We start from the raw sequence: 20,758 nt of genomic DNA on the forward strand, positions 1-20,758 counted from the left end.
CGGGGTGCGAATTGGACAGTGGGAGAGCCGGGATCAGCCGGTGACCTCCTGCAGTGCCGCGCCGAGGTCCTTCGCTTCTTCCGCGGAGAGCTCGACGACGAGCCGGCCGCCACCTTCCAGTGGCACCCGCATCACGAGGCCCCGTCCCTCCTTGGTCACTTCGAGGGGACCATCTCCGGTCCGGGGCTTCATGGCCGCCATAGCGTGCTCCCTCCGTCTCAACCGGCGCGCCCGGGTCGCGCACTCCCATGCCAGCCGGGTCTTGACCCCCATTGTCCCTCATCAGCGGCCGGGCGCGAACGCGGACCGATCATTTGCCGCCACATCGGTGCTGGTATGCGCCACGCGGTGCTGAAAGACTCGGCGGAACACCCACGATTACGCCAAGAGGAGCACAAGTGACCACATCCGACGTCCTCCTGACCGCCGACGCCGACGGCGTGCGCACCCTGACCCTGAACCGGCCGGAGGCGTACAACTCGCTGACCGTCGAGCTGAAGGAACGGCTGCTCGCCGAACTGCGGGCCGCGGCCGACGACGCGGACGTGCGCGCGGTCGTGCTCACCGGCGCGGGCAAGGCGTTCTGCGCCGGTCAGGACCTCAAGGAGCACGTGGGCCTGCTCCAGGCGGGAGACCCGGCGCCGCTGCACACGGTGAGCGACCACTACAACCCGATCGTCAAGGCCATCGTCGACATGCCGAAGCCGGTGATCGCCGCCGTCAACGGCACGGCCGCCGGCGCGGGCGCCGCCTTCGCCTACGCCAGCGACCTGCGGATCGCCGCCGAATCGTCGTCGTTCCTGATGGCCTTCGCCAACGTCGGGCTCGGCCCCGACTCGGGCGCGTCGTGGACGCTGCAGCGGCTCATCGGCCTCGGCCGCGCCGCCGAGCTGATGCTGCTGGCCCGCACCGTCGACTCCGCCGAGGCGCAGCGCATCGGCCTGGTCGGGGAGGTCGTGCCCGACGAAGAGCTGGGCGCGCGGGCCCAGGCCGTGGCCGCGAAGCTCGCCGCGGGCCCGACGGTGGCGTACTCGAAGATCAAGCACGTGCTGTCCGTCGCCGCGCAGTCCTCTCTGGACGACGCGCTCGCGGCCGAGGACGAGGCCCAGACCGCGCTCGGCGCGACCGCGGACCACACGGAGGCCGTGGAGGCGTTCGTCGGGAAGCGCAAGCCGAACTTCCGGGGCAAGTAGCCGCGCAGGGCTGCTTCCGGCCGGGCTCAGCCCGCCCGGAAGCAGCCCGCGACGTGATCGTCGACGATGCCGGTTGCCTGCATGAGCGCGTAGCAGGTCGTGGGACCGAGGAAGACGAAGCCGCGCTTCTTGAGCGCCTTCGCCATGGCCTTGGACTCGTCGGTCACCGCCGGCACGTCGGCCATCGTCTTCGGCCGCACGTGCTTCTCGGGGGCGAACGACCACAGCAGCTCGTCGAGCGGCACGTCGAGCTGCGCGATCGCGCGCGCGTTGCCGATGGCCGCGAGGATCTTGGCGCGGTTGCGCACGATGCCGGCGTCGGCCATCAGCCGCTCGACGTCGGCGTCGCCGAAGCGCGCGACCTTCGCCGGCTGGAACTGGCGGAAGGCCTTCCGGAAGTTCTCCCGCTTGCGCAGGATCGTGATCCACGACAGACCCGACTGGAACGACTCGAGGCACAGCCGCTCGTACAGCGCGACCTCGCCGTGCAGCGGCGTGCCCCACTCCTCGTCGTGGTAGGCCGTGTAGTCCACGGTCGAGTTGCCCCACGAACAGCGCGAAACGCCGTCTTCGCCCAGCAGACCCGTCATCGGCCGCCCACCGTGTAGTCCTGGACGAACTTCGCGAACCGCTTCATCGAGTACCGCAGCCCGAGCGAGAACGCCGGGCGCACCACCGGCCAGCCGACGCGCCCGAGAAGGCCGAACGGCAGGTCGAGGTGCTCGGCCCAGACGAACGTGGAGCGGGCCGGCCCGTTGGCCACGACCTGGAACGCCGCGGTGCCGCGCACGAGGCTGCCGACGTGGCGCATCGTCACGCGCAGCGGCGGCTCCCAGGCGGTGACCTCCATGGTGTCGGTGAAGAGCCCGACGCCGGCGATCCCCGTGGTCGCCGCGATCTTCGAGCCGACGCTGCGGCCGTTGCCTTCGAGCACCTCCACCGTGGTGCCGAGGATCCACTCGTGCTGCCGCGGCCAGTCGGTGAGCGCGAGCCACGTCGTCCCGGCCGGGGCGCCGACCTCGACCGACAGCACCAGGTCGCTACTCACCCGCAGGCCTCGGTTCCCGCCCGGCCGCCTCCAGCTCCGCGACGCGGCCGCGCAGCTCGTCGAGCTCCACCCCGAGCCGGCGCATCACCCAGTCCACTTCGGACATCTTGTAGCCGCGCAGCACGAGCTGGTAGCGCACCTGCCGCACGTCTTCACCCGTGATGTCCTCGGCGGGCAGGCGGGTGGGCGAGCTGCCCGGCGGCAGCGGGGCCAGCTCCTCGCCCCGGCCGAACACCACGGCGGCGAGCAGGAACACCACGGCGGCCACCAGCAGCATGACTACGAGGTAGATCAGCGCGGTCGTCACGCCACGATCGTGGCACACCGCGCCATCGAACGTCGCGCGAGCACAACCAGACGCACCGACAGCAGTACGTAGGCCACCATCAGCAACACGCACGGAACGGACAGGAACAACCGCGAAACGTCGACGAAGCCCGTCGCCACCACGAGCGTGAGCACGGACGCGAGGTTGATGCCGACGGCGCCGGCGATGAAGAACCCGCACGTGCGCGCCAGGCGGATCCCGTCGACGCGCCGGCTCAGCCAGCGAGCGCACACCAGCGCGACGAGCCCCACCGCGGGCACCACGAACACCGCGCCGTGCGAGAAGTGCGTGGCGAGGCGGTACCACTCGGGCGTCGGGGTCGACAGGCGCGTCCAGTCGCCGAAGGTGAGGATCCGGGCGAAGTCCCATGAAAGCTGCATCGCGGGCACCCCCAACACGAGCTTCCACAGCGTGCGCACGCCACTGTGCATGGACAGCTCCGCCTGGTAGTCGCCGGCGATCACGTCGACGCCGCCGAAGTCGGCCACCGCGCGGCGCTCGGCTTCGTGGCCGGGCAACCCGCCTTCGCGGTACGCGGCGGCCGCGTCGTGCAGGCCGTCGCGCGCCTCCGCCAGCAGGTCGTCCTTCGTCGACCGGCAGCCCACGAGGCGCCGGTCGAGGTCCGCGAGGTACCCCTCGATCACAGTCATGCCCGCTCCTCCCCCACCCCGCGGTCCGGCGAACCGCGGACCCGCGCTCACGCTCCCGCCTGGAGGACGCCGCCGATCACCGTCGTGAACTCCCGCCACTCGGCCCGCTCAGCGGCGAGCGCCTGCTGCCCGGAGCGGGTGAGCCGGTAGGTGCGGCGCTTGCGCCCGGCCACCACGTCCCACTCGCTGGCCAGGTAGCCGGCCCGCTCCAGCCTGCGCAGCGCCGGGTACACGGTCCCGGTCGGCAGGTCGAGCGCACCGTCGCTGCGCAGCGCGAGCGCCTCGATGATCGCGTAGCCGTGCAGCTTCCGGCCGTCGAGCACAGCCAGCAGCAGCGCGTCCAGGTGCCCGCGCAACGTGTCCGCCTTCATAGGTGGGCAGTCTACTCATGCCAACGCCGGAAGGGTAATCCCCGGTTCAGCGGACGGGATACCGGGGATGACCCTGAGATGACCCGGATCTCATAGATTTCTTTGCTACATGTAGCCGAGCTACGTATAGACTCCGCGGCCATGGACCCACTACCGATCGCGAGACTCCAGTTCGCGACGACTACGTCGTTCCACTTCCTGTTCGTGCTGCTCACCCTGGGTTTGGTGACCGTCGTGGCGATCACCCAGACCCGGGCGACCATCAGCGGCACCCCGCAGCTGCTCCGGATGACCCGGTTCTGGGGCCGCCTCTACGTGATCAATTACGCGCTCGGCATCGCCACCGGAATCGTCATGGAATTCCAGTTCGGGCTGACGTGGACCGGGCTTTCCGCATTCGCCGGTGACGTTTTCGGAGCGCCACTGGCGATCGAGACGCTCGTGGCGTTCTTCCTCGAGTCCACATTCCTGGGCTTGTGGATCTTCGGCTGGGGCCGGCTGAACAAGTGGGTGCACCTGGCCACGATCTGGCTCGTCACGCTCACCGCGTACGCGTCGGCGCTGTTCATCATGGTCGCCAACTCGTTCCTGCAGAACCCGGTCGGCAGCCACCCCGAGAACGGTGTGCTGCGGCTCGACGACTTCGGTGCCCTGCTCACGAACCCGGCGCTCGTCGCGTCGCTGCCGCACGTGCTGGCAGCCGCACTGGCCACCGGCGGCTTCTTCGTGGTCGGCGTGAGCGCCTACCACTTCATCAAGCGCACGCCCGAGGTCGACTTCTTCCGCCGCTCGATGCGAACCGGCGTGGTGACGGCACTGGTCGGCAGCATCCTGGTGATCCAGCAGGGTTTCGCGCAGTTCGGCGAACTGGCCAAGTACCAGCCGCACAAGCTCGACGGCAACAGCACCGGGGTCGCCACGCCACTGGGTGTGATGGTGACCATCGGGTTCGTCATGTTCCTGTGCACGGTGATCGGCACCGTGCTGCTCTACCGCAACTGGCTGATGCGCGCCCGCCCGCTGCTCTACCTGATGGTGCCCGCGATCGCGCTGCCGTTCGGCGCGGCGATCGGCGGCTGGCTCGTGCGGGAAATCGGGCGCCAGCCCTGGCTGGTCTGGGGGAAGCTGCGCACGGCCGACGCGATCTCCGGGGTGAGCGCGGGGAAGATCCTGTTCTCGTTCGTCGCGTTCGGTGTGCTCTTCGCCGCCCTCGCCGTGGCCGACTGGGTGCTTCTGTCGCGGATCGCGCGGCGCGGCCCCGAGCCCGAAGAGGCGCCGGCCGAGCCCGAACTGCCCGTGCTGAGCGGAGTCTGATCATGGTGACGATCTGGTGGTGCGTGCTCGGCCTGCTGCTCGGGGGCTACTTCGCGCTCGCGGGCTACGACTACGGCGTCGGCTTCCTGCTGCCCGGCCTCGGCCGCGACGAACCGCAGCAGCGGCGCGCGCTGGGGGCGCTCGGGCCGTTCTTCCTGGCCAACGAGGTGTGGCTGATCGCCGCGGTGGGCGTGCTGTTCGGCGCGTTCCCGCATCTGGAGGGGCGGGTGTTCGCCGGCGCCTACGTGCTGGTGGTGACGCTGCTGCTCGGGCTCGTCGCGTTCACGGCCTCGGTGCAGCTGCGCAGCCGCCGGCCCGAAGCGCGCCGGGGGCCGTGGACGTTCGGCATCACGGCGGGCGCGCTCGTGACGACGGTGTCGTGGGGCCTGTTCCTCGGCAACCTCGTGCTCGGCCTGCCCGTGGATTCGCGCGGCAACCCGGTCGACGACGTCCTCGCGCTCTTCGACCCGTACGCCGTGCTGTGGGGGCTCGGGTTCGTGGCGCTGTTCGGACTGCAGGCGGCGGTGTTCCTCACCGTGCGCGGTCCGGCGGAGCTCGCGGGGCGCGCGGCGCGGTTCGCCCGGTCCTTCACGGCACCGGCCGGCACGTTCCTGGTGGTGGCCACGGCGTGGGGCGCGCTGGCCGTGCCGGGCGCGTCGTGGCTCGCGATCGTGGTGACGGCCGTGGCGCTGGCCGCGTTCGGCGTTGTCCTGTTCGGACTGCGGACGCGCCGGTTCCGGCTCGCGCTGCCCGCCGCCATGCTGCTGTCGGCGACGCCGGCGCTGCTCGTGGGCGTGCTGCGGTTCCCGACGGTCCTGGTGTCCACTTCGGACCCTTCGTACGCGCTGACCGTTCAGGACGCCGCCACGGCGCCGGAGACGGCCGCGCTGCTGGGCTGGTTCGCGGTGCCCGCGCTCGTGGTGCTGGTCGTCGTGCAGTGGCTGACCTGGCGCGCGAACCGCGGTCCCGTGGACCGGCAGTCGCTGCTGCACTTCTAGAGGGGGAACGGGAATGCCGTCCTTGCCCGGCTTGCGCCGGTACCTGGCCGTGCTCGGGGTGCTCGGCGCGCTGACCGCCGGCGCCGTCCTCGTGCAGGCCGAAGGCCTCGCGAAGCTGCTGACCGGTGGTGGCGTCGGGGTCGCGCTGCTCGTCGCCGTGGCCGCTCGGGTGCTGCTCGCGCTCGCGCAGGGGGTCGTCACCGGCCGCTTCGCGGCGGGCGCGCAGGCCGGGCTGCGGCGCCGGCTGCTCGGCTCGTCCGCCGACGCCGGCGTGGTCACCACGCAGGTCACCAAGGGGGTGGACGCGACCACGGGTTACCTCACCGGGTACCTGCCTGCGCTGGTGCTGTCGGTGCTCGTGCCGGTGGCCGTGGTGGCGCGGCTGTTCACGACGGACCTGACGTCGGCGTTGATCGTGGTCGCGACGCTGCCGCTGATCCCGGTGTTCGCCGCGCTGGTCGGCGCGCGGGCTAAGGCGCGCACCGAACGACAGTGGGCGCTGCTGACCCGACTGGGCGGGCACTTCCTCGACACCGTGCGCGGTCTGCCGACGCTCAAGCTGTTCGGCCGGGCCCGCGCCCAGGCGGACACCGTGCGGACCATGGCCGGCGCCCACGCGGACGCGACGCTCGGCACGCTGCGCGTGGCTTTCCTGTCCTCGCTGGTGCTGGAACTGGTGGCGACGATGTCGATCGCGCTCATCGCCGTGCCGATCGGGTTCCGCCTGCTCGAGGGCTCGCTCGACGCGCACACGGCGATGCTCGTGCTGGTGCTCGCGCCCGAGGCGTACCTGCCGCTGCGCGCGGCCGGGGCGAAGTTCCACTCGGCGGCCGAGGGGCTCACTGCGTTGCGGGAAGCCCTGGCCACGCCGGTGCCGGCTCGGCGAAGTGGCGCGCTCACGCGGCCGGCCGGGCCGCCGGAGCTCGTGGTCGAGGGAGTTTCGGTGCACTACGGCGAAGTGGTGGCACTGTCCGAAGTGGACCTCGTTGTCGGGCGGGGTGAGCACGTGGCTCTCACCGGGCTGAGCGGATCGGGCAAGTCGACGCTGCTGGCGGTGCTGCTCGGTTTCGTCACGCCGACGTCGGGCCGGGTGCTCGTGGACGGCGTCGATCTGCGCTCGCTCGACCACGCGGCCTGGCTGCGCGACACGGCGTGGCTGCCGCAGCGGCCGACGCTGTTCAGCGGCACGGTCGCCGACAACATCGCGCTCGGCTCCGCGTGCGACGTCCCGGCCGCGGCGCGGGCGGCCGCGCTCGACGACGTGATCGCCGGGCTGCCCGCGGGTTACGCGACCCGCATCGGCGAGCTGGGCGCGGGATTGTCCGCGGGGCAACGGCAACGCGTCGGCTTGGCGCGCGCGTTGGCCCGGACCGGCGCGGGGCTCGTGCTGCTCGACGAACCGACGGCGCAGCTGGACCTCAGGACGGAACAGGCGGTGCTCGACGGCACGCGGCGGTTGCTGCGCGGGCGCACGGCCGTGTTCGTCGCCCACCACCCGGCGCTGGCCGACTTGGCCACGCGCACGATCACGGTGGTGGGCGGGCGCGTGCCGGAGGCGGTCCGGTGAACGGCACGCGGCTGATCCGGGCGGCGCTGCTGGCCGCTGGGGCCGAACTGGCCGGGCTGGCGCTCACCGGCACCGCGGCCTGGCTGCTCATGCGCGCGGCCGAACGGCCACCACTCGCCGCGCTGACCGTCGCGATCGTGGCGGTGCGCGTGTTCGCGCTGGCGCGCGGGGGGTTGCGCTACGCCGAACGCCTGGCCGGGCACGAGGTCGTGCTGCGGTACCTCGGTGCGCTGCGGGCACGGGTGTACGAAGCGCTCGTGCCGCGGCGCGTGGCGGAGCACTCGGGGGCAGACCTCGCGACACGACTGGTGTCCGATGTGGACTCCGTGCAGGACGCGGTCCTGCGGTTGGCGCTACCGGCTGTTGTGGCGGGGATCGTCGGAGTGGCGGTGACGGTCACGGTGGGCCTGGTGAGTCTTGCGGCCGCCGCCGTGGTGGTGGCCGGGCTGGCGGTCGCCGGGGTGGTGCTGCCGTGGCTCGCCGCGCGGGTCACGGCGAAGAGCCAGGCGCTGACCTCACCGGCGCGGCAGGAGCTGGCCGAGCGCACGGTGGAACTGGTGACGGGCCGGCGTGAGCTCGTGGCATACGGCGCGGAAGCCGAGGCGACGGCGGCCGCCGGCTCGGTGATCGACGGGATCACCGCGCGGGTGCGCGGAACCTCGGCGTGGCTCGCGGTCCTGACCGCGGCGGGCGCGTTGGTGCAGCTCGCTTCGATGGCGGCGGTGGCGCTGCTGGCCGGCGCGAGCGTCCCCGTCACGGCGGCGCTGACCCTGGTCGTGCTGGCGCTGTTCGAGATCGTCCTGCCCCTCACGGCCGCCGCCCAGCGCGTGCCTGAGCTGAGGGCCTCACTCGGGCGCGTGCGGGAACTGCTGGCGACCACCCCCGCCGAGCCGCCGGAGCGGACCGGGCCCGGGCACCTGCGGCTGACCGGCGTCGGCGTGCGGCACCCCGGCCGCGTCGCGGCTCTCGACGGCGTCGACCTCGACCTGCCGCCGGACACGCGGCTCGGCGTGCTGGGCCCGTCGGGCGCGGGCAAGACGACGCTGCTGCACGTCCTGCTCGGGTTCACGGCGCCGACGTCGGGCCGCGCCACGCTCGACGGCCGGCCGATCGAGGGCCCGAACCCGCGGGTCGTGTCGGGCGCGCTCGCCGATGCGCACGTGTTCGCCACGACCGTCCGCGGGAACCTGCGGCTCGCCGCGCCGGACGCGGGCGAGGAAGAACTGCTCGCCGCGTGCGCCGTCGCCGACCTGGACGTGCCGCTCGACCGCGCCGCCGGCACGCTGTCGGGCGGCCAGCGTCAGCGGCTGGTGCTCGCGCGCGCCGTGCTCGCCGCGCCACCGGTGCTCGTGCTGGACGAACCCGTCGAAGGCCTCGACGAAGCCCACGGCGCCGAGGTCCTCGCGCGCGTGCTCGCGGCCGCGAAGGGGAGCGTCGTGCTCGTGACGCACCGGCCCGAGCACCTCGCCGGTTTCGACCGCGTGCTCAGCCTCGAGGACGGGCGGCCCGCACCTCGCGCATCGGCGGCCGGTCCAGCACCGGGACCTCGGTGACGTCGGGCAGCCACTCCCCCGACACCTGCACGAACTGGGTGAACCGGGCCGCTTCGTCGATCGGCCCGCCGCAGCGGGCCAGTGCCGTACCGAGGATCTGGCGCGCCATCACGCCCAGCTGCAGCAGCGAGCGGTTGCGGTGCTTGCGGACGCCGAGGTTGACCTGGGCGAGCCCGTCGAGGCCATAGCGCTCCTCGGCGTCGAGCAGCAGGCCGATCTCCACGCCGTAGCCGCCTGCGAAGGGCACGGACTCGAAGAACTCGCGCGTGCCCGCGTACTCGCCGCCGAGGGGTTGCACGAGCTCGCCGAGCGCCGGGCGCAGCGCGGAGAGGACCGGGCGGGCAAGGAGTTCGGTGACGCGGCCACCGCCCGTGCTCTCGAGCCGCAGCGGACGGCGGTAGAAGCCCTTGACCAGGTGCACACCGGATTCGGTGAGCAGCGGGCCGAGCAACGCCGGCACGAACGCCGGGTCGGGGTCGACGAGATCGGAATCGAGGAACACCACGACGTCACCGCTGGTGGCCGCGAGCGACCGCCACAGCACCTCACCCTTGCCGGGCCGCGGCGCCACGCCGGGCAGCACGTCCTCGCGGTGCACGACGCGGGCGCCCGCCCGCTCGGCGACCTGAGCTGTCGCGTCGGTGGACCCGGAGTCGACGACCACGAGCTCGTCGACGACCGAGCCCAGCAGCGGGCGCACCGACGCGACGACGGCACCGACCGTCTGCTCCTCGTCCAGCGCCGGAAGCACCACGGAAACCGTGCGGTCACGCTTCGCCGCGAGGATGTCCGCGGGCGTCCACGCGGGTTCCTGCCAGGTGCGATGTTCGAACCAGCTCATCGGGCGATCGTGCCATGCTGGACCCGGCGACCTGTCCACCGGAGGGAGACCCCGTTGCTGCCCCTGCTCGTCCGTTTCGTGCTCGGCCCGCTGGTCCGCGCGCTCTACCGCCCCGAGGTCGAAGGCGTGGAAAACGTGCCGGCCCACGGTCCGGTCCTGCTCGCGGCCAACCACCGGGCAGCGCTGGACACCGGCGTGATCACGTTCACGACGCCGCGCCAGGTGCGGTTCCTCGGCAAGGCGGAGTACTTCACGGGCAAGGGCCTGAAGGGCCGCTTCATCGCCAAGTCGCTCGACGCGCTCGGCTACATCCCCGTCGAGCGGGGCAACGCGTCCGCCGGCCTGGCCGCGCTGGAGGCCGGCCGCCGCGTCCTCGAGGCAGGCGGCACGTTCGCCATCTACCCCGAGGGCACCCGCTCCCTGGACGGGCGCCTGTACCGCGGCCACACGGGCGTCGCCGCATTGGCACTGTCCACCGGCGCCAAGGTCGTCCCCGTCGCCCTCTCCGGCACCGAAGCCATCCAGCCCGGCGGCGCGAAGGTGCCGCGCGTGTGCCCGATCCGCGTCAAGTTCGGCGAACCGCTCGACTTCTCCTGCTACGAAGGCCAGGACTCGTCATCGGCCATCCGCCGCTCCGTGACCGACGAGATCATGTACGCGATCTTGGAGCTGTCGGGGCAGGAGTACGTGGACACCTACCACAAGCGGCCCAGCGAAGGCGCCGCCTGATCAGGACCACTGCTACCTCAAGACCACTTGGGTGGCGCCGGCGGCTCGTACTCCGCGAACCGGTCCAGCAGCGCCGAAACGTCGGCGTCCACCAGGAGCAGGTCGCGGTAGCCGGCGCCCAGGAAGCCCTCCGTGACCATGTGGTCGGCGAAGTCCACCAGGCCGCGGTAGTAACCGGCGACGTCGACGAGGCCGATGGGCTTGCCGTGCAGGCCGAGCTGGGCCCAGGTCCAGACCTCGAACAGCTCCTCCAACGTGCCCGCCCCGCCCGGCAGGGCGAGGAAACCGTCCGACAGGGCGGCCATCTTGGCCTTGCGCTGGTGCATGTCGGCTACGACGTGCAGTTCCGAGAGGCCCCCGTGGGCGATCTCCACGCTGGAGAGCGCCTCCGGGATCACGCCGATCACCTCGCCGCCCGCGGCGAGGGCGGCGTCGGCGACCGCGCCCATCGTGCCGACACTCGCACCGCCGTACACGAGGCCGATCCCGCGTTGCGCGAGCAGCTTGCCCAGCGCCGCGGCGGCCTCGGCGTAAACCGGTGACAGGCCCATGGAGGAGCCGCAGAAGACGCAGACGCGGCGCATCAGTGGGAGTCCTCCCAAGCCTGGTAGGAGTCCTCGACCACGCGCACCGCGTCGTTGATGTCGTCGGTGAGGTGCAGCAGTTCCAGGTCCTTCTCGCCTATCTTGCCGCCCTCGAGCACGGCCTTCGAGATCCAGTCGTAAAGCCCGCCCCAGTACTCGGTGCCGAACAGCACCACCGGGAACTTCGTCACCTTCTTGGTCTGCACCAGCACGAGCGCTTCGAACAGCTCGTCGAGTGTCCCGAAGCCGCCGGGCAGGCAGATGAAGGCCTGCGAGTACTTGATGAACATCGTCTTGCGCGCGAAGAAGTACCGGAAGTTCACGCCCAGGTCGACCCACGGGTTCATGCCCTGCTCGAACGGCAGCTCGATCCCGAGGCCGATCGAGAACCCGCCGGCCTCCGCGGCGCCGCGGTTCACGGCCTCCATCGCGCCCGGGCCGCCGCCGGTGATCACGGCGAAGCCGGCGTCCGCGAGCGCGCCGCCGATGTTGCGGCCGAGCTCGTACTCGGGCTCGTCGCGCTTCGTCCGCGCCGAGCCGAACACAGTCACCGCGCGCGGCACCTCCGCGAGCGCGCCGAAGCCCTCCACGAACTCGGCCTGGATGCGCAGCACCCGCCACGGGTCGGTGTGCACCCAGTCGCTCGGCCCGCGCGAGTCCAGCAGCCTCTGGTCGGTGGTGCTGCCCTGGTCACGCCGGTCGCGCCGCAGCACCACCGGGCCCTTGTGGCGCTCCACCGGGCGCTCGGGGTACTGGCCGTCCGGAAACTCAGACTGTTCGCTCACCACGCAAGCGTACGGGCCGCCGCGACCGGCATTTCCCCAGCGTCCCGCCGCCGGTGACGCCCGGGCGACCCCGTTGTGAACGGTCCCTTGTGGACCCCCGATTCATTGACGACTACTGCGGGTGAAGATATAGTCACTCACCGTTCGATGCGGTGAGTGACGCGGTGTTCGACACCTCCCGCGCGGCCGCCGTCCCACCGGGCCAGCTGACCACAATGGACAGTGTGGTCCGCCCTCGCCGACTACTTATCCAGACCACTCATTCGGTTCATCAAGAGGTACGCCGACAATGGCCGTCTGAGGTGGCTGAACACGCAGTACTACAACGGATCCAGGTACGGCCGCAGCGGCGGCACGTACGACGCCGGGACCGTGCCGGCGTCGTCACCGGGCAGCCCGACATTCTCGTCACGGGCTTGTTGCGCAGGGCATCGCGATCAAGGTCGCCTCGACAAGCAGGTGCCGGGCCTGCCCGCCCAGTCCGGCGCCGGCTGCGGGTACCTGGCACCGAGCCTCGTTTCGCGAGCCTACCGCTCGGTATCGACCTGAAAGGCCCGATGACGTGGTCGCTGAACTGGGACGGCTCGAAGAACCGGACCTTCGGCGACAACGTGAAGTCGTTGCAGGACCGGTGAAATCCGGGGCCCGGGTCCGGGACGCCGGACGCCGGCCCGGAAACTTCCGCAGCGGCGCACCACACCCCGGCTCCATTGACATCGCTGATACCGTGCCCCGACGAAGTCGACCGAAGGAGACGACGTGCTCGGGCGCAAGCTAAGAACAGGACAACGTGGCGGACCCGTCACCTTCAACGCCGAAGCCGGCCTCCTCAGCGTGCGGCTGGGTGACCAGAACGGCCGGCCGCTGGCCGGGGCGCACGTGGTGATCCAGCACAAGCGCACGCAGCGGCAGACCAGCGCCACCTCGGACGACTTCGGCCTGGCGGTGAGCACGTTGACGGCCGGGACCTACACCGTCTCCGTCAGCGCGGGCGGTTACCTGGCGCAGACCCGCACGGTCGAAGTGGCCAGCGGCGACCACACCGCGATCGAGGACCTCCGGCTCGAGCCGGACGGCGACCTCCGGCTGCCCGACCCCGGTGAGTGGGTGCTCGACCCGGACCACACGGGCATCCGGTTCATCGCGCGGCACATCGGGCTCTCGGAGGTGCACGGCCGGTTCACCCGCTTCGACGGCAGCATCAACGTCGGCAGGCGGATCGAGGACTCGACCGTCGAGGTGGTCATCGACGCGGCGAGCATCGACACGGCGGCCGAAAAGCGCGACGCGCACCTGCGGTCGCCGGACTTCCTCGACGTCGAGCGCTTCCCGGCGATCCGGTTCCACGGCACGCGGTTCCGGCGCGCCCCCGGTGACCGGTGGGCCATCGACGGCACCCTAAACCTCCACGGGGCCAGCCGCGGCGTGCAGCTCGACGCCGGTTACCTCGGGTTGCGGACGTGGAACGGCGACCGGCTCGGCGCCGTCGCCACGACGCAACTGCACCGCGAGGACTTCACCATCAACTGGCAGCAGACGCTGGCCAAGGGCCTGGTCATGGTCGGCTCCACGATCGAGATCAAGCTCGACATCCAGGCGGTCCGCGGGGGTGCCTAGACGCGTCAGCCCAGGAACTTCCGCAGCACGTCGGCCACCTGGCGGATCTCCGCGACGCGCACGTGTTCGCCCTGCGTGTGCGCGAGGCTCGGGTTGCCGGGGCCGAAGTTGAGCGCCGGCATGCCCAGCGCGGCGAAGCGGGCGACGTCCGTCCAGCCGAGTTTCGCCGCGGCGCGGCCCCCGGCGGCGGCCACGAGCTCGGCGGTCGCGGGGGCCGACAAGCCCGGCAGGGCGCCGGGCGAGACGTCCGTGAGCGTCACGTCGTGGCCGTCGAAGACCTCGCGCACGTGGGCTTCCGCCTGGGCCGGGCTGCGGTCCGGGGCGAAGCGGTGGTTGACCGTCAGCACGGCGGCGTCGGGCACGACGTTGCCGGCCACACCGCCGGAGACCTTGGTGGCCTGCAGGCCCTCGCGGTAGGTCAGGCCGTCGATGTCGACCACGCGCGGCGAGTACCCGGCGAGCCGGCGCAGCGGCTCGGCCAGCGCGTGGATCGCGTTCTCCCCCATCCACGCGCGTGCGGTGTGCGCGCGGGTCCCGCTCGTGCGGACCTCGACACGCAGCGTGCCCTGGCACCCGGCCTCGATGACACCGTTGGACGGCTCGCCGACGACCGCCAGATCGCCCGCGAGCCACTCCGGCAGCTCGCGCTCGATCCGGCCGAGGCCGTTCTTGACCGCTTCGACCTCTTCGTGGTCGTAGAAGACGAACGTGACGTCGTGCTTCGGCTCCGGCAGGGTCGCGGCGAGGTGCAGGAACACCGCGTCGCCGCCCTTCATGTCGACGGAGCCGAGGCCGTGGATCAGCTCCTCCTCGCCCGAGCCGCTGCGGCGCGAGGGCAGGTTGCCGTTCTCGGGCACGGTGTCGAGGTGCCCCGCGAGCACCACGCGCGAGCCGCGTCGGAGGTTCGTGCGGGCGAGCACCGCGTCGCCGTTGCGGACGACCTCGAGGTGCGGTGCCTGTTCGCGCAGCGCGGCTTCCACGGCGTCCGCGAGTGCCCCCTCCTGCGCGGAGACGCTGAGCACGTCGACGAGGGCGGCGGTCAGGTCGGCGGGGTCGGCACGCAGGTCGAGCGAGGTCATACCCGCACCGTACCGACCCGGCCCGGGGGCTACCGTGAGGACGTGCGCACGCGAAGCTCCCTGGTCGCTCTCGGCGGCGTCGTCCTCACCCTGGTGCTGGCCGGCTGCGGTTCCGAGGCGGGTCCGACGCCCGGCCCGAACCCCGGCACCCCGGGTCTGGACGCCCTGCCGATCAAGCTCGACGCGCTGTCGGCCGACGCTTGCTACGTCAGCCCGCAGACGCAGCTGCCGAAGGGCTGCGAGAAGTACGTCACGGAGGTCGGCGGCACGGCCGCGGCCGTGCACCAGCGCGCGGCCGCCGGCAAGACGCTCGACGTCGCGCTCGACCACGCCGCAGCCGCGCTGGACCAGGGCGTCGGCGCGTTCCGCGGCGCCGGCTGCACCACCGTGCCGAACGCGGGCGGACCGTGCACGGAGTCGCTGATCAGCATTTCGGCGGCGCTCACGTCGGTGAAGAAGCTCGTGGACCAGCAGGCCACCACGGGTTGAGGCGCGTCACTCGACTACCGTGACCGGCGTGAGCGAGCAGACCCCTGACCCCGAAACGACCGGCGCCGTCGGCGTCGGGCTGGCCACCGTCGCCACCGACGGCACGGTGCTGGACACCTGGTACCCGCACCCGAAGCTGACCGGGACCGGTACCGGCGGAACCGAGCGCCTCACGGCCGCTGAGACCGCCGAGCTGCTGGGCGAAGCGGCGGCCGCACTGGTCGGGCCCGACACCGATCGCGGTGTCGAGGTCGTCGCGGTGCGCGTGACCGTCGGCAGCCTGGCCGAAGCCATCGCCGACGCGCACGACGCCTACCTGCGCCTGCACCTGCTGTCGCACCGCCTGGTGCAGCCGCGGGGGCAGAACCTCGACGGCATCTTCGGCAAGCTGGCCAACGTCGTGTGGACGAACCACGGCCCGTGCCCCGTCGAGGGCTTCGAGCAGACCCGGCTGCGGCTGCGCCCGCGCGGCGCGGTGGCCGTGTACGGAGTCGACAAGTTTCCCCGCATGGTCGACTACGTGCTGCCCGGCGGCGTGCGCATCGCCGACGCGGACCGCGTGCGCCTGGGCGCGCACCTCGCGCCGGGCACGACGGTGATGCACGAGGGCTTCGTGAACTACAACGCCGGCACGCTCGGCGCGTCGATGGTCGAGGGCCGCATCTCGGCCGGCGTGGTGGTGGGCGACGGCAGCGACGTCGGCGGCGGCGCGTCGATCATGGGCACGCTCTCGGGCGGTGGCAAGGAGGTCATCTCCATCGGCGAGCGCTGCCTGATCGGCGCGAACGGCGGCGTCGGCATCTCGCTCGGCGACGACTCCGTGATCGAAGCCGGTCTGTACATCACCGCCGGGACCAAGGTCGTCATCGACGGCAAGACCGTGAAGGCGCGGGAGATCTCCGGCGTTTCCGGCGTCCTGTTCCGCCGCAACTCGGCGACCGGCGCGGTCGAGGTCGTGTCGCGCACGGGCGCGGGCATCCAGCTCAACGAGGCGCTGCACGCGAACTGATCCTTTTCCGGCTGTGCCAGGTGCCGACGAGGGCGCGCTCCACGTGGGGCGCGCCCTTTTCGTCACACGGGATTCCCGCACTGCCAGCGAGTTCACTTACCATTCATGTCGTGACCACCGAAGCGGTGCCCTCCTCGACCCGCCGCCGCGCGCCTGAGCCGACGACCCCGGCCGAGCTCGGCCTCCCGGAAAAACCCGCCACGGCGAGCCCCCGGGACCCGGCGGCCACGCACATCCGCGCGAAGCTCGATCACGAGCTGCGCGAGCTGCTGGCCCGCGAAGCCGGCACCCGCAGCGGCGCGGATCCCGAAGACCTGCACCAGATGCGCGTCGCCCTGCGGCGCATGCGCAGCGTGCTGAAGACGTCCGGCTCGCTCATCGGCCCGACGGCCGAGCCGGTGCGCGTGGAGCTCGGCTGGCTCGGCCAGTCGCTCGGCGAGGTGCGCGACTACGACGTGCTGATCGGCCACCTGCGCGAGGTGATCGCCGGGTTCGACGTCCGCGACCAGGCCGCGGGCCGCCGGCTGGTGTCGAAGTTCGTCACCGAACGCAGCGCGGCCCGTCGGCGCCTGACGCGTGCCCTGTCGAGCGCCCGCTATTCGGCCCTGCTGCAGAGCGTCGCCCAGCTGACCCGCACGCCGGACCACGAGATCGACTCGGCGCCGATCGCCTCGGGCGACCTGGCGGCCGACGTGCGCAAGCCCTTCCGGCGCCTCGACAAGGCCGTGCGGACCCTGCCGGCCGACCCGCCGGACGATGACCTGCACACCCTGCGCATCTACGGCAAGAAGCTGCGCTACACCGCCGAACTGGCCCGCTCGTCGGCGAAGAAGAAGCAGGCCCTGCGCCTCGCCGACCTCGTCAAGGCCACCCGCAAACTCCAAACGGTCCTCGGCGACCACCAGGACGCCGTCGTCGCCGCCGACCGGGTCCGCGGCCTGCTCCCCGACGCAGACGGCGAGATCGGCTTCATCGCGGGCCGCATCGCCGAACACGAGCTCGCCAAGCGCGCCGAAGCCCGCGCCGCCTGGCCCGCCGTGTGGTCCCAGGTGGCCAAAACGGCCGACGCCGCCCTCTGACCCACCGGGCGGACCACGGCCCCTCTCTGGCCGACCGGACCGGCTCGTGCCTTCTCCGACCCACGGGGTCCGACCCCCTCGTTCCACCCGCCGGGCGGGCCGAGCCCCGCTGACCTACCGGGCGGGCCGAGTCCCTCTCTGACCGACCGGGCCGGCTCGTGCCTTCTCTGACCGACGAGGCCCAGCCCCTCGTTCCACCCGCCGGGCGGGCCGAGCCCCTCCGACCTACCGGGCGGGCCGAGCCCTCCTCGTTCGACCCGCCCGGTGCTCACACGTCCTCTTGACCGGCCGCGCGCCGCGGCACTTCTTACCCGGCCGCCTGTGCGGCTGCAGTCTTTCCGGTGCTGTCTTGCTCCAACCACTGACCGCTGTCAACCCGGATCAGTCCGACTGGCTCGGCCACTCCGCGGTTCTCGCCGTGCTCGCCTCGGTGCCCTCGTTCCCCAGCCCGGCAGCTCCCTTTGCCCGGCTTCTCACTCCCATGTGGTCGGCCCTCAGCTAAGCCACTCCACGGCTCTACTTCCGGGCCTCTCGCACCCGCGCGATCACGGCCCCGACTCGCCACTCCGCGCTTCTCGCCGTGCTCGCCCCCGTGCTCTCGTGTCCAGCCCGGCGGCCCCCTTTGCCTGGCTTCTCACTCCCGTGTGGTCGGCCCTCAGCCACTCCCCAGCTTTCTTGCCGGCTTCCCAGTCCTGCGTGGTCAGCCCTCAGCTGCGCCACTCCGCAGCTCTACTTTCCGGCCTATCGTTCCCGCGTGATCAGGGCCGCCGGTTCGCCACCCCGTGCCACCCTGGCCGCGTCAATGCGCCCTGGCCCGCTGAGTTCCGGGCGCGGCCTCGCCAGTTCCAACCGGTGCGGGTTTTCGTGCAGGCTGCCACCGCGCCCGCTGAAATAGCCCGCCGCCGTGCGCGCCACGGGCCGGCCACCTGCCATCGACCGCCACGCACGGCCCGCCCTCCCAGGGGGCTGCCCCCGAACCCATTTTATCGGCGGCCACCCACGAAACTGCGGTTCAAGCCCGGCCGAGGACCGAGCTGCCACAAGTCGACGACGGCTGTGGACAAGCCCCGGCGAGCAGCCAAGCCAACCCACCGGACCGGCCAAACCGGCGGAACCAACCCACCGGACCCGACCCGCGGGACCCACCACACCGGCGAAGCCGACACGCCGCCCCGGCCCCAACCGGCGAAGCCAGCCCACCGGCCACACCAGCGAAAGCAGCTCACCAGAGCGGGCCGAGCCCCTCGCTCGACCCGCCGGTGCTCACTCCCCGGTGCTCACTCCCCGGTGTTCACTCCCCGATGTTCACCCCTCAGCTCAGCCGCCCCACCACTCACACCCCCAAGCCCAGCGCTCACCCAGTCCCCCCGCCAGTGATCAGGCCTCCGAGATCGACCACACGTAGCCGTCCGGGCGGATCACCACGCGGCGGCCCGGCGTGGCCTCGTAGGCGGCGAACGCGTGCCCGCCCGCGTCCACCAGGTCGGAGCCCGAGGCGGTGGCACCGACGGGCAGGATCCGGAACCCCGGCATCGAGCCGGCCGGAGAACCGGCCCCGAACACCAGCTCCGTGGCGTGCGGGCCCCGGAACAGCTCGAACAGCCGCACCGCCTTGCCGTTCGCGTCCGCCAGGGGCGCGTCCGGCGCGCGGTCCCCGGCGCGCAGCGCGCCGGCCGAAACGGGGGCGAGCGGTCCGCCCCGGTACCCGACGTCGAGTTGCTTCGTCTCCTCCCCGCGCCGGTGGGCGTCCTCGTCGCCGTCCGCGTACTTCTCCATGATCGCCGTGGAGACGCCGAGCACGCGAGCGGCGACGGCGCGGCGCTCCGCTTCGTAGGAGTCGAGCAGGCAAGGCGAGCCGTCGGCCAGTTTCCAGCCCAGGTTGTACGCGTCCTGCACACCCGTGTTCAGGCCCTGCCCACCCGTCGGCGGGTGGACGTGGGCGGCGTCGCCCGCGAGGAACACGCGGCCCCGGCGGAACGCGGCCGCGAGGCGGACGTTCGGGCGCCAGACGGTGGACCACGCGAGGTCGTGCAGCCGGATCCCGCCGCCGGAGACGGCGTCGAGGCGGGCCTGCAGGGCGGGCAGGGAAGCGGCGGCAGCCTCGTCGCCCAGCGGCGCGCCGAACTGGAAGTGCGGCGTGCCGGCGAGCGGGGTGAAGATGACGCCACTCATCGGGTTTTCGGCGGTCGCGAACCAGTAGGCGGAGTCGTGGGCGAGGCCCTCGGCCTGGACGTCGCCGAGCAGCATGTGGATCGTGTCGTCGGTGGTGCCCTCGAACGGGATCCCCAGCGCCTTGCGCACGAAGCTCTTGCCGCCGTCGGCGCCCACCAGGTACTCGGCGCGCACCGTCTCGCCCGTCGACAGCTGCGCCGTGACCCCTTCGTCGTCCTGCGTCAGCCCGGCCATTGCCGTGCTCAGCTCCACGTGCACGCCGAACTCCGCGAGCCGGTCGCGCAGGATGCCCTCGGTCTGCGACTGGCCCAGGAACCAGGCGTTCGGGTACGGCACGGCCGGCGTCGGCTCCACCGTTTCGGCCATCGTGCGCTCCTGCGCGAACCGGCCCCCGAGGTACACCTTCATCCGGAACGGCGGCGCACCCGCGGCCAGCACCGCGTCGAGCACGCCCAGGTCCTCGAAGACCTCCAGCGTGCGCGGCTGCAGACCGTCACCGCGCGAGCCGGTGAAGTACTCGTTCGCCTTGTCGACCAGCCGCACGGCGACGTCGCGCCGGGCCAGCTCGATCGCCAGCGTCAGCCCGGTCGGCCCCGCGCCGGCGATCAGCACCGTGGTGTCCATGTCCCTCCAGTGAATTGTAATTCAGTGAACCTCAATTCAGCATGTGCGCTGCTAGCGTTCCTGTCAAGGGAGGTGGGGGCATGACGGCGACGAGCCGCAAGGAGAAGGCCGCCGAGACGGAGACCGCGCTCAAGGAGGCGGCCAAGCGCGTGTTCGCCCGGAAGGGCTACCTGAACACGAAGATCACCGACATCACGGCGGAAGCCGGCCGCGCGGCGGGCTCGTTCTACAACCACTTCGCGAGCAAGGAGGAGCTGCTCGAAGCGCTCCTGGGCGACCTGGCCGCGGCGAGCGACGAGGACGCGCTGGCCGAAGACCACCTCACGGATTTCAGCGACCCGGCTGCCGTGCGCTGGCACGTGCGCCAGTACTGGAACTTCTACCGAGCCAACGCGCCGACGATGCAGGCACTGCGACAGGCGGCGATGGTGAACGACGACTTCGCGCGTACGTTCACGAATTTCGGCGTGACGCAGGCGGCCGACCTCGACGGGCACCTGGCCCAGGTCACGGCCGCCGGCTACCGGTTGCCCGCGTCGGCGCAGCTCAGCATCGCGATGATGTACCAGCTGATCGACAGCGCGGCGCAGATGTGGCTGACCGGCCCACAGCCGTCGGACCGGAGCACGCCGGGCGACGACGAGGCGATCGAAGCGCTGACCCGGTTCGTCTACCGCGGGTTCACGGGACGCGACGTCTGAGCGGGCGCGCGAGGCGCCCGCTCAGCG

At 72.1% G+C, this 20,758-nt stretch carries 22 protein-coding genes and 2 pseudogenes; 13 read left to right on the top strand and 11 right to left on the bottom strand.

Going from position 1 to position 20,758, the window contains the following annotated elements; genetic code table 11:
- Positions 1 to 33 precede the first annotated feature (33 nt).
- On the bottom strand, positions 34 to 201 hold the full coding sequence (locus I6J71_RS38805; protein ID WP_005155393.1) for a DUF3117 domain-containing protein: 168 nt from the start codon (positions 199 to 201) through the stop codon (positions 34 to 36).
- A gap of 197 nt (positions 202 to 398) precedes the next feature.
- On the opposite strand from I6J71_RS38805, the gene I6J71_RS38810 reads away from it, so the two are divergent.
- Positions 399 to 1,193, top strand: a complete 795-nt coding sequence (locus I6J71_RS38810) for an enoyl-CoA hydratase-related protein (RefSeq protein ID WP_204091402.1) — start codon at positions 399 to 401, stop codon at positions 1,191 to 1,193.
- A 26-nt stretch (positions 1,194 to 1,219) separates the two neighbouring features.
- On the opposite strand, the gene I6J71_RS38815 is transcribed toward I6J71_RS38810, so the two are convergent.
- The 5 genes from I6J71_RS38815 to I6J71_RS38835 are packed head-to-tail and all read right to left on the bottom strand — an operon-like array spanning position 1,220 to position 3,590.
- Positions 1,220 to 1,783, bottom strand: a complete 564-nt coding sequence (locus tag I6J71_RS38815; RefSeq protein WP_204091403.1) for a DNA-3-methyladenine glycosylase I — start codon at positions 1,781 to 1,783, stop codon at positions 1,220 to 1,222.
- Positions 1,780 to 2,241, bottom strand: a complete 462-nt coding sequence (locus I6J71_RS38820; RefSeq protein WP_204091404.1) for an SRPBCC family protein — start codon at positions 2,239 to 2,241, stop codon at positions 1,780 to 1,782. Before I6J71_RS38820 ends, I6J71_RS38815 begins: the two co-directional genes overlap by 4 nt.
- On the bottom strand, positions 2,234 to 2,548 hold the full coding sequence (locus I6J71_RS38825) for a DivIVA domain-containing protein (RefSeq protein ID WP_204091405.1): 315 nt from the start codon (positions 2,546 to 2,548) through the stop codon (positions 2,234 to 2,236). Before I6J71_RS38825 ends, I6J71_RS38820 begins: the two co-directional genes overlap by 8 nt.
- Positions 2,545 to 3,219 (bottom strand): permease prefix domain 1-containing protein, encoded by a 675-nt coding sequence (locus tag I6J71_RS38830; RefSeq protein ID WP_204091406.1) that lies wholly within the window; start codon positions 3,217 to 3,219, stop codon positions 2,545 to 2,547. The genes I6J71_RS38825 and I6J71_RS38830 overlap by 4 nt, the downstream gene beginning before the upstream one ends.
- A 47-nt stretch (positions 3,220 to 3,266) precedes the next feature.
- A complete protein-coding gene (locus I6J71_RS38835) occupies positions 3,267 to 3,590 on the bottom strand; it encodes a helix-turn-helix transcriptional regulator (RefSeq protein WP_204091407.1) in 324 nt (107 codons plus the stop codon).
- Between the two features lie 141 nt (positions 3,591 to 3,731).
- Between I6J71_RS38835 and I6J71_RS38840 the strand changes: the two genes are divergently transcribed.
- From I6J71_RS38840 to cydC, 4 genes are read left to right on the top strand one after another with little or no spacing between them, the layout of a single operon-like run.
- Complete coding sequence (locus I6J71_RS38840) at positions 3,732 to 4,904, top strand: cytochrome ubiquinol oxidase subunit I (protein ID WP_204091408.1); 1,173 nt, start codon at positions 3,732 to 3,734, stop codon at positions 4,902 to 4,904.
- Between the two features lie 2 nt (positions 4,905 to 4,906).
- On the top strand, positions 4,907 to 5,902 hold the full coding sequence (locus I6J71_RS38845) for a cytochrome d ubiquinol oxidase subunit II (protein WP_204091409.1): 996 nt from the start codon (positions 4,907 to 4,909) through the stop codon (positions 5,900 to 5,902).
- 13 nt (positions 5,903 to 5,915) lie between these two features.
- Entirely contained in the window at positions 5,916 to 7,469 is a 1,554-nt protein-coding gene (gene cydD / locus I6J71_RS38850) for a thiol reductant ABC exporter subunit CydD (protein ID WP_204091410.1), read from the top strand.
- Entirely contained in the window at positions 7,466 to 9,022 is a 1,557-nt protein-coding gene (gene cydC, locus I6J71_RS38855) for a thiol reductant ABC exporter subunit CydC (protein ID WP_204091411.1), read from the top strand. Before cydD ends, cydC begins: the two co-directional genes overlap by 4 nt.
- On the opposite strand, the gene I6J71_RS38860 is transcribed toward cydC, so the two are convergent.
- Positions 8,955 to 9,863 (bottom strand): glucosyl-3-phosphoglycerate synthase, encoded by a 909-nt coding sequence (locus I6J71_RS38860; protein ID WP_204091412.1) that lies wholly within the window; start codon positions 9,861 to 9,863, stop codon positions 8,955 to 8,957. The genes cydC and I6J71_RS38860 overlap by 68 nt on opposite strands.
- 54 nt (positions 9,864 to 9,917) lie before the next feature.
- Between I6J71_RS38860 and I6J71_RS38865 the strand changes: the two genes are divergently transcribed.
- A complete protein-coding gene (locus tag I6J71_RS38865; RefSeq protein WP_204091413.1) occupies positions 9,918 to 10,592 on the top strand; it encodes a 1-acyl-sn-glycerol-3-phosphate acyltransferase in 675 nt (224 codons plus the stop codon).
- A gap of 17 nt (positions 10,593 to 10,609) precedes the next feature.
- Here I6J71_RS38865 and I6J71_RS38870 read toward each other — a convergent pair whose 3' ends face one another.
- Entirely contained in the window at positions 10,610 to 11,176 is a 567-nt protein-coding gene (locus I6J71_RS38870; RefSeq protein ID WP_204091414.1) for a TIGR00730 family Rossman fold protein, read from the bottom strand.
- Positions 11,176 to 11,961, bottom strand: coding sequence for a TIGR00730 family Rossman fold protein (locus I6J71_RS38875; protein ID WP_204091415.1), 786 nt, complete (start codon positions 11,959 to 11,961; stop codon positions 11,176 to 11,178). Before I6J71_RS38875 ends, I6J71_RS38870 begins: the two co-directional genes overlap by 1 nt.
- Before the next feature lie 270 nt (positions 11,962 to 12,231).
- Here I6J71_RS38875 and I6J71_RS51410 point away from each other — a divergent pair.
- From I6J71_RS51410 to I6J71_RS38880, 3 genes and pseudogenes are all read left to right on the top strand, one after another.
- Positions 12,232 to 12,340 (top strand): annotated as a pseudogene (locus tag I6J71_RS51410) (chitinase); the annotation flags it as partial.
- Positions 12,341 to 12,408: 68 nt separating this feature from the next.
- A pseudogene (locus I6J71_RS51415) lies at positions 12,409 to 12,596 on the top strand (chitinase); the annotation flags it as partial.
- Positions 12,597 to 12,720: 124 nt separating this feature from the next.
- Positions 12,721 to 13,578 (top strand): YceI family protein, encoded by an 858-nt coding sequence (locus I6J71_RS38880; RefSeq protein ID WP_204091416.1) that lies wholly within the window; start codon positions 12,721 to 12,723, stop codon positions 13,576 to 13,578.
- Between the two features lie 5 nt (positions 13,579 to 13,583).
- On the opposite strand, the gene dapE is transcribed toward I6J71_RS38880, so the two are convergent.
- Positions 13,584 to 14,657, bottom strand: a complete 1,074-nt coding sequence (dapE, locus tag I6J71_RS38885) for a succinyl-diaminopimelate desuccinylase (RefSeq protein WP_204091417.1) — start codon at positions 14,655 to 14,657, stop codon at positions 13,584 to 13,586.
- 42 nt (positions 14,658 to 14,699) lie between these two features.
- Here dapE and I6J71_RS38890 point away from each other — a divergent pair, with 42 nt between their 5' ends.
- The 3 genes from I6J71_RS38890 (at position 14,700) to I6J71_RS38900 (ending at position 17,234) form a co-directional block, all read left to right on the top strand.
- Positions 14,700 to 15,146 (top strand): hypothetical protein, encoded by a 447-nt coding sequence (locus I6J71_RS38890; RefSeq protein WP_204091418.1) that lies wholly within the window; start codon positions 14,700 to 14,702, stop codon positions 15,144 to 15,146.
- A 28-nt stretch (positions 15,147 to 15,174) separates the two neighbouring features.
- Positions 15,175 to 16,155: a 2,3,4,5-tetrahydropyridine-2,6-dicarboxylate N-succinyltransferase gene (gene dapD, locus I6J71_RS38895; protein WP_204091419.1), complete on the top strand. Its 981-nt coding sequence runs from the start codon at positions 15,175 to 15,177 to the stop codon at positions 16,153 to 16,155.
- Positions 16,156 to 16,265: 110 nt separating this feature from the next.
- Positions 16,266 to 17,234 carry a CHAD domain-containing protein gene (locus tag I6J71_RS38900; RefSeq protein ID WP_204091420.1) on the top strand — a complete coding sequence of 323 codons (969 nt, stop codon included), beginning with the start codon at positions 16,266 to 16,268 and terminating at the stop codon, positions 17,232 to 17,234.
- A 1,377-nt stretch (positions 17,235 to 18,611) separates the two neighbouring features.
- On the opposite strand, the gene I6J71_RS38905 is transcribed toward I6J71_RS38900, so the two are convergent.
- Positions 18,612 to 20,030: an FAD-dependent monooxygenase gene (locus I6J71_RS38905; protein ID WP_204091421.1), complete on the bottom strand. Its 1,419-nt coding sequence runs from the start codon at positions 20,028 to 20,030 to the stop codon at positions 18,612 to 18,614.
- An 80-nt stretch (positions 20,031 to 20,110) separates the two neighbouring features.
- On the opposite strand from I6J71_RS38905, the gene I6J71_RS38910 reads away from it, so the two are divergent.
- Positions 20,111 to 20,731: a TetR/AcrR family transcriptional regulator gene (locus tag I6J71_RS38910; RefSeq protein WP_204091422.1), complete on the top strand. Its 621-nt coding sequence runs from the start codon at positions 20,111 to 20,113 to the stop codon at positions 20,729 to 20,731.
- Positions 20,732 to 20,758 lie beyond the last annotated feature (27 nt).

This window comes from Amycolatopsis sp. FDAARGOS 1241, assembly GCF_016889705.1.
GTDB lineage: Bacteria > Actinomycetota > Actinomycetes > Mycobacteriales > Pseudonocardiaceae > Amycolatopsis.

What these genes read in the sequence shown, in the direction of transcription:
- I6J71_RS38805 (WP_005155393.1), bottom strand. Translation starts at nt 201, where the DNA reads ATGGCGGCCATGAAGCCCCGGACCGGAGATGGTCCCCTCGAAGTGACC.
- I6J71_RS38815 (WP_204091403.1), bottom strand. Translation starts at nt 1,783, where the DNA reads ATGACGGGTCTGCTGGGCGAAGACGGCGTTTCGCGCTGTTCGTGGGGC.
- I6J71_RS38830 (WP_204091406.1), bottom strand. Translation starts at nt 3,219, where the DNA reads ATGACTGTGATCGAGGGGTACCTCGCGGACCTCGACCGGCGCCTCGTG.
- I6J71_RS38835 (WP_204091407.1), bottom strand. Translation starts at nt 3,590, where the DNA reads ATGAAGGCGGACACGTTGCGCGGGCACCTGGACGCGCTGCTGCTGGCT.
- I6J71_RS38840 (WP_204091408.1), top strand. Translation starts at nt 3,732, where the DNA reads ATGGACCCACTACCGATCGCGAGACTCCAGTTCGCGACGACTACGTCG.
- I6J71_RS38845 (WP_204091409.1), top strand. Translation starts at nt 4,907, where the DNA reads ATGGTGACGATCTGGTGGTGCGTGCTCGGCCTGCTGCTCGGGGGCTAC.
- cydD (WP_204091410.1), top strand. Translation starts at nt 5,916, where the DNA reads ATGCCGTCCTTGCCCGGCTTGCGCCGGTACCTGGCCGTGCTCGGGGTG.
- I6J71_RS38860 (WP_204091412.1), bottom strand. Translation starts at nt 9,863, where the DNA reads ATGAGCTGGTTCGAACATCGCACCTGGCAGGAACCCGCGTGGACGCCC.
- I6J71_RS38870 (WP_204091414.1), bottom strand. Translation starts at nt 11,176, where the DNA reads ATGCGCCGCGTCTGCGTCTTCTGCGGCTCCTCCATGGGCCTGTCACCG.
- dapE (WP_204091417.1), bottom strand. Translation starts at nt 14,657, where the DNA reads ATGACCTCGCTCGACCTGCGTGCCGACCCCGCCGACCTGACCGCCGCC.
- I6J71_RS38905 (WP_204091421.1), bottom strand. Translation starts at nt 20,030, where the DNA reads ATGGACACCACGGTGCTGATCGCCGGCGCGGGGCCGACCGGGCTGACG.
- I6J71_RS38910 (WP_204091422.1), top strand. Translation starts at nt 20,111, where the DNA reads ATGACGGCGACGAGCCGCAAGGAGAAGGCCGCCGAGACGGAGACCGCG.